The sequence below is a fragment of the Arcanobacterium haemolyticum DSM 20595 genome, from assembly GCF_000092365.1.
GTDB lineage: Bacteria > Actinomycetota > Actinomycetes > Actinomycetales > Actinomycetaceae > Arcanobacterium > Arcanobacterium haemolyticum.
The window spans coordinates 251829-264553 of record NC_014218.1 but is presented as its reverse complement, the minus strand read 5'-3'; the positions used below and the strand labels follow the sequence as shown (position 1 = coordinate 264553).

General features: G+C 54.7%; 12 protein-coding genes and 1 tRNA gene. 3 read left to right on the top strand and 10 right to left on the bottom strand.

Going from position 1 to position 12725, the window contains the following annotated elements:
- Nucleotides 1–37: 37 nt before the first annotated feature.
- On the bottom strand, nucleotides 38–1480 hold the full coding sequence (locus ARCH_RS01145; RefSeq protein ID WP_013169480.1) for an alanine/glycine:cation symporter family protein: 1443 nt from the start codon (nucleotides 1478–1480) through the stop codon (nucleotides 38–40).
- A 292-nt stretch (nucleotides 1481–1772) separates the two neighbouring features.
- Here ARCH_RS01145 and ARCH_RS01140 point away from each other — a divergent pair, with 292 nt between their 5' ends.
- Nucleotides 1773–2366 carry a DUF47 domain-containing protein gene (locus tag ARCH_RS01140; protein ID WP_113722442.1) on the top strand — a complete coding sequence of 198 codons (594 nt, stop codon included), beginning with the start codon at nucleotides 1773–1775 and terminating at the stop codon, nucleotides 2364–2366.
- Entirely contained in the window at nucleotides 2366–3379 is a 1014-nt protein-coding gene (locus tag ARCH_RS01135; RefSeq protein ID WP_013169478.1) for an inorganic phosphate transporter, read from the top strand. The genes ARCH_RS01140 and ARCH_RS01135 overlap by 1 nt, the downstream gene beginning before the upstream one ends.
- A gap of 101 nt (nucleotides 3380–3480) precedes the next feature.
- On the opposite strand, the gene pstB is transcribed toward ARCH_RS01135, so the two are convergent.
- The 5 genes from pstB to ARCH_RS01110 all read right to left on the bottom strand — a co-directional run bounded on the left by pstB (nucleotide 3481) and on the right by ARCH_RS01110 (nucleotide 8392).
- Nucleotides 3481–4287 carry a phosphate ABC transporter ATP-binding protein PstB gene (pstB, locus tag ARCH_RS01130; protein ID WP_049765879.1) on the bottom strand — a complete coding sequence of 269 codons (807 nt, stop codon included), beginning with the start codon at nucleotides 4285–4287 and terminating at the stop codon, nucleotides 3481–3483.
- A 110-nt stretch (nucleotides 4288–4397) separates the two neighbouring features.
- Nucleotides 4398–5315, bottom strand: coding sequence for a phosphate ABC transporter permease PstA (gene pstA / locus ARCH_RS01125; protein WP_013169476.1), 918 nt, complete (start codon nucleotides 5313–5315; stop codon nucleotides 4398–4400).
- Nucleotides 5312–6211 (bottom strand): phosphate ABC transporter permease subunit PstC, encoded by a 900-nt coding sequence (gene pstC / locus ARCH_RS01120; RefSeq protein WP_013169475.1) that lies wholly within the window; start codon nucleotides 6209–6211, stop codon nucleotides 5312–5314. The genes pstA and pstC overlap by 4 nt, the downstream gene beginning before the upstream one ends.
- 11 nt (nucleotides 6212–6222) lie before the next feature.
- The gene (gene pstS / locus ARCH_RS01115; RefSeq protein WP_013169474.1) at nucleotides 6223–7314 is read right to left on the bottom strand and encodes a phosphate ABC transporter substrate-binding protein PstS; all 1092 of its coding nucleotides are present in this window, start codon (nucleotides 7312–7314) and stop codon (nucleotides 6223–6225) included.
- Between the two features lie 478 nt (nucleotides 7315–7792).
- Complete coding sequence (locus tag ARCH_RS01110) at nucleotides 7793–8392, bottom strand: MDR/zinc-dependent alcohol dehydrogenase-like family protein (protein WP_013169473.1); 600 nt, start codon at nucleotides 8390–8392, stop codon at nucleotides 7793–7795.
- Between the two features lie 280 nt (nucleotides 8393–8672).
- Here ARCH_RS01110 and ARCH_RS01105 point away from each other — a divergent pair.
- Nucleotides 8673–8746 (top strand) — tRNA-Lys (locus ARCH_RS01105).
- Between the two features lie 161 nt (nucleotides 8747–8907).
- On the opposite strand, the gene ARCH_RS01100 is transcribed toward ARCH_RS01105, so the two are convergent.
- Genes ARCH_RS01100 through ARCH_RS09190 form a run of 4 tightly spaced genes read right to left on the bottom strand, consistent with a single transcriptional unit; the run spans nucleotide 8908 to nucleotide 12622 of the window.
- Entirely contained in the window at nucleotides 8908–9771 is an 864-nt protein-coding gene (locus tag ARCH_RS01100; protein ID WP_013169472.1) for an EamA family transporter, read from the bottom strand.
- Between the two features lie 11 nt (nucleotides 9772–9782).
- A complete protein-coding gene (locus ARCH_RS01095) occupies nucleotides 9783–10553 on the bottom strand; it encodes an endonuclease/exonuclease/phosphatase family protein (RefSeq protein WP_013169471.1) in 771 nt (256 codons plus the stop codon).
- Entirely contained in the window at nucleotides 10553–10996 is a 444-nt protein-coding gene (gene msrB, locus ARCH_RS01090) for a peptide-methionine (R)-S-oxide reductase MsrB (protein WP_013169470.1), read from the bottom strand. The genes ARCH_RS01095 and msrB overlap by 1 nt, the downstream gene beginning before the upstream one ends.
- Nucleotides 10997–12622 carry a mechanosensitive ion channel family protein gene (locus tag ARCH_RS09190; protein WP_013169469.1) on the bottom strand — a complete coding sequence of 542 codons (1626 nt, stop codon included), beginning with the start codon at nucleotides 12620–12622 and terminating at the stop codon, nucleotides 10997–10999. It lies immediately after the preceding gene.
- Nucleotides 12623–12725 lie beyond the last annotated feature (103 nt).

Sequence of the window (12725 nt, the reverse complement as noted above, 5' to 3'; positions counted from 1 at the left end):
GCCAATCTGGCCCTGCGTCAGACGAGGCCAACGAATATCACCACACGTCAGACGGGATTTCACCCGGCAGATCCGCATTCTTTGCACGGAACACCGGCTTCAAACCCCGAATGGTCTGGTTTTCATAGTCACGAAGCAAAGCCGCCACCCACGGCGACAGCCCGTGCAACGCCACCAGGTTCAGCAAGGTCACAACAAACATTGCTGTATCCATGACAGTCCATACGAAAGTCAAGGCCAACACCGAGCCTACAAACGTGAACACCACCAGCACAGCCCGCGAGAACAACTCCAACGGCCGTGACTTCTTCAAGAACACCAGGTTCGCTTCCCCATACGCATACGCACCAAGGATAGAAGAGAACCCGAAGAAGAAAATCATGATAGACACCGGCCATGCCATCCATGATCCCAACGTGCCAGTAATAGCATCGGTGGTGATATGAGCGGCATCATCTGGAGTAACAGAGGCATAATCGATAGCCCCCGTCGTCGAAATAATGAAACCCGTAGCCGTACAAATCAGCACCGTATCCAAAAATACGCCAAACGCCTGGATCAAACCCTGCTGGACCGGGTGATCCACCGTTGCCGTAGCCGCTGCGTTCGGTGCCGTACCCATACCGGCCTCATTCGAAAATAGGCCACGGCGCGTACCGTTCAGCACCGCCGCCACAAACGCGGAACCAGTACCCACAAACGCCTGCTGAGCGCCAAAAGCGGAAGCGAAAACGTCAGAGAAAAACTGCGGAACCTGCGAAATATTCAACGCAATAATAATCACCGCAACGCACATATAAAACAGCGCCATCAGCGGCGAAATAACCTCAGTAGCCTGCGCAACCCGGCGCACGCCACCAAACAATACAAGCGAAGTTAACCCTGCGATGACCAAACCGATCACCCACGGCGCCACCCCATGCGCGCCCACAAAAACCTGCGCAATAGTGTTCGCCTGCACCATCGGCATCGCTACAAACATACAAAAAACCATCGCAGACGCGAACACAACCGCAAGCCCGCGCGACTTCATGCCATCCATAATGTACGACGCCGGACCACCACGGAACGTGCCGTCCCGGTGCCGAAACTTGAAAATCTGGGCCAACGTGGCTTCAGCAAAACCGGTAGCCATCCCCACGAGCGCCACAACCCACATCCAAAACAACGAACCCGGGCCGCCCAGAACCATCGCCAACGCAATACCCGTAATGTTGCCGATGCCGATACGCGTAGACATTCCCATAGCAAACGCTTGGAACGACGAAATGCCGCCGTTCGCACCTTGACGTGAATGGAGTAAATAGCGGGCCATCCCCGCGAAATGACGCAACTGCGCGAACCGCGTGCGCACTGTAAAGATAACGCCCGTACCTACAAGAGCGCCAATCATGATCCAGTAGTACAACCAATCATTAACTCCCCCGAGCCACTGCGTAGCGGCCTCCATAAACTGTTGCATATCAGTAAAAACAGCCACGATGTCCGCCTTTCTTAAGAGACTCGGTTGATAATTAATGTCATCTTACCTTGCACCTCCCACATACTTTCGTGGCGGCCCACGGCCACAAAACCCACTTTTCGCCCGAAAATTCTCCATTTTCCACCTTTATCCATGACGAAAGACCCTGTGAGTTTTGCGACTCGCGCCACGCGAATTTCGCTTTTAGGGAGCGCGTGCCCACTCTTAAGCCTTAAGGTGAAACCGACAAGTGTTCACTTAGTGTTCAGAGGGCATTGTGAGTCTAAGTAAATTTGCACCGGGTAAAGCCGTGCTGGAAATGTTCGCAAAGCAAGCCAACCACATCGTATCCGCCGCAGAAATTCTGGCGCGGATGGGTGGCGCAGATCGTTCAACCCGCAAGGAACTGAACAAAAAGCTTCATGAAGTTGAAAACCTCGCAGATGACGGCACGCATGACGTCCTGCAAAAAGTGGCCCACAGCTTCGTACTTCCCTACGATCGTGAGGACGTCTACGCGCTCGTCTCCACGGTCGACGACATCGTTGACTTAATCGACGAAGCCGGCGACAACATGGTCCTCTACCGTATTGGACACCTCCCGGAAAAGGCGCTCGAACTCATCGAGATCATCAACAAGTGCGCCGTGATCACCAACGAAGCAATGAAAGAAATTGCTTCCATGGGCGATCACACCAAGAAGTTCTGGATGGAAATTAACCAGCTAGAAAACCAGGGCGACATCGTTTACCGCAAGCTCATGCGTGAGATTTTTGCCGACGACGACGCAAACGCCATGGAAGTCTTGAAGATCAAGTTCGTTGTTGACGCGCTCGAAGCTGCGATCGATAGCTTCGAAACACTCGCCGTCTCAATCGAGGGCATCGCGATCAAGGAGTCCTGATGCTCGATCCAACATTCCTTATCGTGGTGTTGGTGATCCTGATCGCGTTCGCGTTCGATTTCACCAACGGATTCCACGACGCCGCGAACGCCATTGCAACCTCCGTTGCAACCCGTGCGCTCGCACCTCGCACCGCCCTGATCATGGCAGCAGTCATGAACTTTGTTGGTGCTCTCCTAGGCACAGGTGTTGCCGAAACAATCGGCTCCGGAATCGTAGATATCGAAGCAGTTCCCAACCAGTTGGTGGCACTATTCGTTGTTCTTTCCGGGCTTGTTGGCGCAGTTATCTGGAACCTGATCACGTGGTGGTTAGGCCTCCCGTCGTCATCATCCCACGCGCTCATCGGCGGTCTTGCCGGTGCAGGTGTGGCCGCATCCATCTCGGTGCAGTGGAGCGTGATCGGCGAAAAAGTTGTGCTCCCAATGTTCATCTCCCCATTCGTGGGCTTCATCCTCGCATACATCCTGATGTCCATTGTTATGCGCGTGTTCGCTAACTATGCTTACCGCCCAACAATGCGCAAATTCCGGTATGCACAAACCCTGTCCGCAGCCGCAACCGCGCTCGGCCACGGTTTGCAGGATGCACAGAAGACCATGGGCGTGGTTGTTCTTGCACTCGTTGCAGGTGGCTTCCACGAAGGACACGAAGTTCCACTCTGGGTAAAGATCGGCGCTGCTGCAGCGATTTCGATGGGCACCTACTCAGGCGGATGGCGCATCATGAAAACCCTCGGCTCCAAGATCATCGATCTGGATCCATCCCAGGGCTTCGTTGCCGAATCCGTGGCATCTTCGGTTCTGTACACCACTGCATTCGTGTACCACGCACCCATCTCCACCACCCACACGATCACATCAGCGATCATGGGGGCCGGTGCAACCAAGCGACTTTCAGCAGTTCGCTGGAACGTGACCAAGTCTATTGTTGGCGCCTGGTTCCTGACCATGCCAGCAGCAGCAATCGTTTCTGCACTGTTCTATGCAGTCTTCCACTTCATCTTTATCTGATAGATGAAGAAGGAGGGGGGAGAGAGCCGAAGCTCTCTCCCCCTCCTTGCTACCAGGAAGCGGTATGTAGCTGGCGGAAAGCGACTGCCGAATCAGCATTCTCAGCCGAATCGCCCGGAAACGTAGGCCTCCGTCTCTTCATGTGCAGGGTTAGAGAAGATCACCTCAGTGTCGTTGTATTCCACCAGCTGTCCTGGTTGCCCACTGCCACCAATGTTGAAGAACCCGGTTTTCTGGGAAACACGCGCAGCCTGCTGCATGTTGTGGGTGACGATCACGATTGTGTAATCGCTCTGCAACTCCTGCATCAAATCCTCAATGGCCAACGTAGAAATCGGATCCAGCGCGGAACACGGTTCATCCATCAGCAACACATCGGGCTTTACAGCGATTGCACGAGCAATACACAAGCGCTGTTGCTGCCCGCCAGACAGCGACGCTCCCGGCCTCCCCAACCGATCTTTCACTTCATTCCACAGATTTGCCCCGCGCAGAGAAGTCTCCACAATTTCTTCGGCCTCATTTGCCGAGATTTTGCGATTGTTTAGCCGTATGCCAGCCAACACATTGTCGGCAATACTCATGGTCGGGAATGGATTGGGGCGTTGGAACACCATGCCTACTCGGGAGCGGACGGCCACGGGGTCCACCCCGACGCCGTAAATATTTTCCCCGCCGATCACCACGGTGCCGTCCACGCGCGCGCCGGGCACCACTTCGTGCATGCGGTTGAGGGAGCGCAGGAAGGTGGATTTTCCGCAACCGGACGGGCCGATGAGCGCGGTGATGGATTGTGGCGCGATGTCCACGTTGACCCCGCGGACGGCCAGGAAATCGCCGTAGTAGATGTTGAGATCGCGTACGTGGATGCCGTCGTGTTCGGCGCTACTCCCTGCACTATCCAGCATATCTGGAATTTTGGGGGCGGCTGAGCGTGGGGTAAGGATGCAGGTTGTCATGAAGAGTCCTTTCGAGGTGGCTTGGCGGCGCGCCCTGATCGAGGCGCCGTATCTCCGGTTCAGACGTGCGCGAATCGGCGGGCTATCACGCGGGCGGCAAGGTTGAGGATGAGAACGATGAGGATGAGCAGGAGTGCGCCAGCCCAGGCGGTGGTTTGGTTGCCGCGGGTGTATTCGTTGTAGACGTACACTGGCAGCGTGAGCATTTGCCCGTGGAAGAGGTTGAGGTTGTAGACGTCTGTGGTTCCGGCGGTGATGAGGAGGGGCGCGGATTCGCCGATGACGCGGGCGATTGCGATGACGATTCCGGAAATGATTCCGGATAGAGAGGTTCGTAGGACGACTTTCACGATTGTGGCGGCTTTGGTGACGCCTAACGCATAGGAGGCTTCGCGGAGTTCGTTTGGTACGAGCCGGAGCATTTCTTCGGTGTTGCGGATGACGATTGGGGTCATGAGCACCACTAGTGCGATTGCACCCATGAATCCGTTTTTGAATTCGGTGTGGCCGAAGATTGCGTAGTTGATCATGGGGATGGCTGCGGCGGCGAAGAGGCCGGCAACGATTGATGGGATTCCTGTCATGACGTCCACGAGGAACGTGATGGTTTTGGCGAATTTTCCGCGCCCGTATTCCACAAGATATACGGCGCAAAGTACGCCTAGTGGGATGGCAATGAGTGCGGTGACGCCTGTGATCATGAGGGTTCCGAGCAGCGCGTGACCTGCTCCTACGGTAGCGTCGAGGTTTGAGGATCCGAAGGTTGTGTGGGTGAGGAATCCGCTTTGTGTTAGCCGTGCCCACCCTTCCGTGACCACTGTGTAGAGCAGTGATACGAGTGGGACGACTGCCGCCGCAAAAGTTGCATACATTCCGATCGTTGCGATTTTATCGGTGTAACGGCGACGTTTTAGCGTGCGTTCCTGGATCGTCCGCGCATTCTGCTTATTCGCAGGGGTTGATGCGATGGTGCTCATGCCTGTGCTCCTATGGTTTTGCGTGCAACGATGGCGCGGGCCATGAAGTTCACGGCGAATGTGATGATGAAGAGGATGAGGCCAAGTGCGATGAGGAAGTCTGATGAGAGGCCGGAGGCTTCTGGGAATCGGAGGGCGATTTGGGAGGCAATGGTTGAATGTTGGCCGGGGCTGGCGATGTTGAAGTTAATCAAAAGGCCAGGTGAAAGTACCATGAGGAGGGCCATGGTTTCGCCTAGAGCGCGGCCGAGCCCCAGCATGGATGCAGAAACGATTCCGGATCGGCCGTATGGGAGCACAACCATGCGGATCATTTCCCAGCGTGTGGCGCCTAGACCGAGTGCTGCTTCTTCATGGAGGCGCGGCGTTTGGAGGAACACCTCCCGGCAAAGCGAGGTGATGATCGGCAGGATCATAATAGCAAGGACGATGCCACCCATGAGAATGTTACGAGCCGGTGGAATGAATCCTGGGATAAGGAAGAAGATGGGGCGCAGGAATGGTTCCAGAGTCCACATCCCCCACAGGCCGAACACAACCGACGGAATCGCTGCCAGCAAATCAATCACATAACCGAAGATTGCAGCGAATTTTCGCGGTGCATAATGCGAGATAAACAAGGCAATGGCCACTGCGAACGGCACGGCGATTGCGAGTGCAATAACCGCAGCTAGAAGTGTTCCAAACACGGCCGCAGCCGCAAATTCCCAAAAGTTCATTCCGCGCGCGAAACTCACGCTTTCCCTGATTGTATCGCTGCTCGTCAGAAGAGCGTTCTGCGAAGAAATAATGAGGAAAATGGCAACTGCCCCCAGCAGTGCGAGGATCGCGAACGCCGCGGTCCTCGCACTGCCACTAAAGAGCCGGTCAGCGCGTTTCGTGTATGCATTGCTCATAATTAGGCCGTTTAGTTAGTGGAAATAAGGTTGATTGCAGTAGTGACTCGTTCTCGAAGCTGCTGAGAAATCGGCGCATTTCCGCCCTTTGCTGCTGCAGCTTTTTCTTGCCCTTCTGCAGATGCCACATAGGTCAGATAGCCTTTGACTGCCTCTGCTGTTCCCGGCTGACTGTAGTCAGTGCACGCCACCAGGTAAGAAATCATCACGATCGGATATGCATCCGCAACCGACCCATCACGTTTCAAGGCGAAGGTTATGCGCCGCTCGGTAGCGTCGTCATCCAACCCCGAACCATCCACAATCGCAGCCGCAGCTCCCGGCGAATACGGCAGGAATTTGCCGTTCACCTGCACCGCAACTGAACCGAGCCCCGCGATCTGCGCCGCATCCGCGTAGGTGATTGCACCTGGCGTAGACTTCACCAGATTCACAACGCCAGATGTCTTTTCCGCCGATTGTGTTCCAGAAATTGGCCACGTCTCCTCTGGTTTATGCGGCCACGCCTTTCCGGCTGCCTCAACCAGGTACTTTTGGAAATTCTTGGTGGTGCCAGAATCATCTGCGCGATTAACTGGAATGATCGGAATTTCTGGTAGTTTGACGCCCGGATTGATGGCCGCAATTTTTGGATCATTCCAGGTGGTGATGGTGCCGTTGAAAATGTGGGCGATGAGATCGGCGGTCAGGTTGAGGGACGTGATGCCGTCAAGGTTGAAAGCCAATGCGATAGGTGAGATATAGAGCGGAAGTTCCAGCGGCTCGGTGCCGTTGCAGCGCGAAGTGGCAGCGGCAACTTCTTCTGGGGTAAGCACCGAATCTGTGCCAGCAAACGCCGTTTTCCCTGCAATAAATTGTTCGCGTCCCGTGCCAGATCCTGTGGGATCGTAATTGATCGTAAAACCGCTTGAGGCAGAATAGTTGTCACGCCATGCTTGTTGGGCGTTGACCTGGGAAGATGCTCCCGAACCGTTGATGCTGCCTTTATTCGTTGACACGTCGGAATCTTTACCATCACGCTCTGGCATGCCAGAGCACGCAGTCAGTCCTAATGCAAGCGCGCTCATAGCAGCCAACGATGCATAACTACGTTTCTTTCTCATTTTCCATCCTTCTGGTGGCAGATCGGAGTGATCCAGGTATTTATACGTTAAAGAAGGAAGATGATCGTTTGTTTCACGTGAGGTGAACGGTAGGTAAACGGTTTACGCGGCTATTGTGACGGGGTATAAGAACGTAAACACCCGCATTTTGTTTGAGAATTTGGCACGATCCCGCCGCATATTGCAGATCGTGCCGAATTCTCAATATTTTTGCAGGAGTGCGATTTCTTCAGAGAAGATTGGTCTACTTACTTCCCCTATTTTCCCACTTCTACTCAATTGGAGCAGCTGCTGGAGAGACCTCCGGGAAAGAAACTTATGCATCACACCCCTGCAAACCGCGCTACGTGATCATGTCTTTAGCAAACGATGGCATAGCAGTCTGCCAGATCTTGATTCCCATATCTAAGTTTTGAACCGGCATGAGCCATTCTTGGAATTACACGAGAATTATCTGCCGACTCGCCCCCCACATCAGTTAAATCAGGCCAGAAGCCAGCTTTAGCTCTTTGCCTACTTCACGGAATTCGTCAGAAGTACGTTTCATGGCGGTTGAGCGCCGGGTTACTTCGGTTGCCAACGGGTGCTCGTCCGTTTCGATCCATAGCGGTTCCACCCGCGCCAAGAAGTCTGTGAGCCGCGCCGAATCGCGTAAAACATCAACGATTTTACGGGAAGAATCGATGGAAAATACGCTATCCCATTCGGCTTTGGCCTGCTCTAAGGTTGGGACGCCTTCGCTTTCCACGCCAGCAGCAAGCGCCGCAGCATAACGCATTTTCGCATCCTCAGGGAAGCGCCGAATCCATTCGCGTAACAAGAACCCGCGCCACAAAATTCCGGGAAGCGACGTGGCGGGTGCGTCCATCCACGATTCAGCAACGACGTCGATTCCTTCATTATCAATAAGATCATGGACGCGTTCTACCACGTCTGGATCTCCTGGTTGATCAAGCGAAACCAGTGCTCGAGCAGTGGTATATGCCAGTTCCAGCCGAGCCTCAATGTTCACATCCCCTTCAAGAACCTCCAGTTGTTCTGGACGCAACTGCGCTGGGCGCCGAAATGAAGAATTCACGATAGCCTCCTATTACTGACGTTATACACATTCATTGTCTCTCACATCACATAAAATTGATAGTGGGTAGAGCAAAAGTGTGGGAGATTGCGAACCGGCAATCCCCCACCCAAAACCTCAAACAACAATAAAGCTTGCAAATAGAAATCCCCTTAGAGCTAACATTCATTGACGGCGTGTAGACTTTGTTTTTCAATTTTTACTTTCTGGCCCAACACCGCTATACTGATAAAGGTTTCACTGCATATCGCGGTGGAAACACGCTTGGTTTTCCAAGCGTGGGCCTCTAGCTCAATTGGTCAGAGCTGCGGACTTTTAATCCGTAGGTTGTGGGTTCGAGTCCCACGGGGCCTACGATTTTCCCGCACCACTTCGGTGGTGCGGGAATTTTTATGCTCAACTGCCTCGGATAAACAAAGCAACCAGGGGCTAGATCGGCGCCCAGCTACACAGGAGCTTTATAGGGTGCCCTGTACCGTGTCCCACCAATTGGCCGCCGGCATGACAGACTCGGGTCACCGCCGCATGCCAACAAGTGCCACAGCCGCAGTGATGAGCCCTAACCCAATAAGTTCCCCCACGGTAGGAATCTGCCGCAGAATTACTAGCCCCACCAGGAGCGATGTGGCTGGTAGCAACGAATTCAACAGTGCAAATGTGGGCGCGCTAATCCGTTTCATAATCACGGTATCCATCGCGTATGGGGTAACCGATGAAAGCAACCCCACCAAAACCACCAGCCCCAGCACGTGCGGATCAGTAAAAATAGGGGCAACATACGGTGCCGCAACAGGGAACCACACTAAAGATCCCATAAACATCCCGATCGCCAACGAATCCAACCCGTTGCCAGTCACGGCAATCCGCCGCCCCACATACATATAGGTTGCCCAAGTCAGCCCGGCTAAAATTGCGATCGCCACGCCGGCAGCTACCCCCGGTTCGGCCATGTCCACGCCAACCCACGAAATCAAAAACACACCAGTGGCTGCCAACGCGATCCCCACGCGCACCTGCCATCCAGTGCCGATCACGGCTGCTAGAATCACAGGCCCCAAAAATTCGAGTGCCACGGTAGTCCCCAATGGGATCCGTGCCAGCGCCCAATAAAAAATCACGTTAGTCGATACGATCGACACCCCATACAGCGCCGATACCGCCAGATTTCGCCGCCCTTCCACGGTGCCCAACTGAAGCCGGGGCCGCCGCCACGCCAACAGCATGAGCGCACCGAAAAATCCACGGCCCCACGCCACGGCAGTCACAGCAACAGTAGAAAAGAGTCCAATTGCAATGGTTGCGCCCGTGTATTGAATAGCGGCAGTGGTCAGCAGAATAACGGGAGCCCACGCCCACGAATCAGTAGTTTCGCGTGGCATTTACGTGCCTTTCAGAAAGGTTGAATATCAGCAACCAATCCAGCGTGGTCCGAAATCGACGTGCTCAGTACCTCGCTGTAGATTGCGTTAATACGGTAACCGAGAACATGATCGATTTGCCAGCGCGGTTCATTATGCGGATACGTTAGCCCAGTTGCGAGCACGTTTCGAGGCGCAGCGATCCCCACGGGCACCTCCGCAAGCGCACTCTCCACCGCGTCTGGCCGCATATTCAGATCTCCAGTGAGAAGGAAGGACGACGACGAGCTATCGATCCCCCAATGATCCGCAACACGGGAAAAGCCGGTGGCGGTGATGCGTAGCTGGTGGGGTGCGGCTTGTTGATCGATGTCAAGATGGGTGGTTCCCACAATAAGTGGATGGGAGCCGGAATCGAGGAGCGCGTAAAGAGCTACTCGCGGCTCCGGCCACCTCACATGAATTTTCCCGTTTGGCTTGCGGTACACCGGGCGTACAACGGGTGGCAGCCGCAAATAGCGCGCTGCCACAATCGGGAATCGGCTCAGCACGCCAACCCCATATCCGAACGCGGACGGAGCATACACCCAGTTCATTCCCAAAAATGAGGCAATGTCATGCACATGCCCGCCACCGGAATGAGTCACCCAATCCCGCGCAGCTCCATCTGCTTCTTGAACCAACACCACACCAGCATCAACATCACGAAGCTGGGCCAACGCCCGGGAGAAATAATCGTCGATACCCTCCCTGGCTGGCCTACCATGCTCAAGATTAAAGGTGACGCACCGCACCGTCGCCATCACTTCCCCGGCTCGAAACGCAACGAAACTGAATTCATGCAGTAACGCAAGCCGGTAGGGGTCTGTGGCGAATCGTTGAAAACGTGACCCAAATGCGAACCGCAGGTAGCGCAACGAACCTCGTTGCGGATCCGCGGCGCCAACGTGCGATCCTCAATATACACAACCGCGCCCTTTTCATCCGGATCGTAAAACGACGGCCAACCACAATGAGAATCAAACTTCGTCTCAGACGAAAATAACTCAGCATCACACGCGCGGCAGTGGTACATGCCCGCACGGTTCTCATGCAGTAACTCGCCCGTGCCCGGACGCTCCGTACCTGCCTCACGCAACACGAAAAACTCCATGTCACTCAGCAAATTTCGCCACTCTTCCGGCGATTTATTAAGCTTGTACTCAATCTTCTCCGTGTACTTTGGGGTCTCATCCGCGAAAGCCATTTACTTCTCCTCTTTCTCCGGCTCAGCTTCGGCCTCAGTATCTTCAACTTTAGCCATATTAGCCGTCTGTTCGATTTTGCGGTTACGTTCCTCATAGACGTCGTCACCAGGTCCGGCGTACTGTTCAGCACGTTTCTTAGCTTCTTCGGATCCGTGGAAGATCGCGGATTGGTAGCCTGCTGGCTCTTCAGGCATAACCGCGGGGGTAACTATGCCGGGCTCAACCGTCCCAGGCGCAACTGTTCCGGGTGTTACCGTGAAATCTGGGAGCGGCCCCATTGTGAAATCCTTATCTCCCACACGTTCCGCAAGCGGCGTGCGCGCGAATTCTTCCAGCTCTTTGCGGGAAATCACGGTGGTGGAAGCAGTCTCAACCACTGACGGTTCCGGTTCGAATGCCGGCGGTGGCGTTTGAGAAACACGCTTATCTACCAGGGCCGCCGTGGTGTCCGTGGCCGCGCGGAAATCCGGAGCTTCATCCACGATTCGGCGGTAGTGCGGGATTGCTTGCGGCGCTTCGTCCTGAATCCATTGAACCATCGCTTCGCGCAGGTAGTTCTTCAGATCGATCAGGGTGCCGGAATTATGCGCCGACACAATTGCACGCATCAAAATCGTCCCATTGATCGCTTCGGCAACCTGGAGCACGCCGGTTCGGCCATCCCATAGATCCGTTGAATGTAACAGGTGGTCCAGCTGCTTGCGCGCCTGGCGCACCGGGATTGCCCAATCTACGTGCCATTCCACCGTTCCCATCATTTCGGGGGCACGGCGGGTCCAGTTTTCGAATGGCTCAGTAGTCATTTTCGACGACGGGACCATGATCCGGCGGCCGTCCCAAACTGCTAGTACCACGTATGTGAGCGTAATTTCTTCAACTGTTGTGGTGGAGCCGTTATAGAAAACGATGTCGCCCACACGCATCGAATCCGAAAAGGCCAACTGGAGTCCGGCGAACACGTTACCTAGGACGGATTGGGCGGCAAGACCAGCGACCACTGAAATCAGACCGGCGGAGGCAAGGAGCGACGTGCCGGCCGTGCGGGCTGCCGGGAACGTCAAGAGAATCGCGCCGAACGCGAGGACCCAGATCACGGCCGAAACCACACGGTGGATCACTTGGACCTGGGTTTCGACGCGGCTGGCGCGTTCTGTCGAGGAAACTTCCATCCGTAGATAAACCGCTTTAACCAGTCCGTTAACAAAGGCCACGATTGAGGCAGCTGACGCCACAATAAATAAGATGAGGAAACCGTGTTCCAACCAGGCCAGCCAATCAGGGGCATGGGCGGGATCTATATTATCGGAAGCAACGCCGAACCCTATCCAGGCGCCAAGCGTGGCGAGCATCAAGCCAACCGGTTTGCGAATGGCAGTGTGAATCGGGGCGTAATACTTGTAGCGGCGGGCAAAGATATGGCTGAGGGCCATGCCGATGATCGTGGCGATCACGCCGGCCACCATGCCGATCACGGTGCCAGCAAGGAAACTGAGGACGTCCACGGTCACCTCTACAACTGCTTCTGCCTTTTCAACGGCAGGTGTTGTGGGGGCGGATGGTTCCGCCGGATCAGTAGTTTGGGCCAATATTTGCGCCAGTACATGAGGAAGATTCGAAACTGCCATATATCTACCCTAGATTAAAACCGCGAAATATCAACGAAAAACTAGCCTCTAGCGAACAGTGATCGGAGACACAGTGAAATAATTTTGCTTCCCACGCAGAATC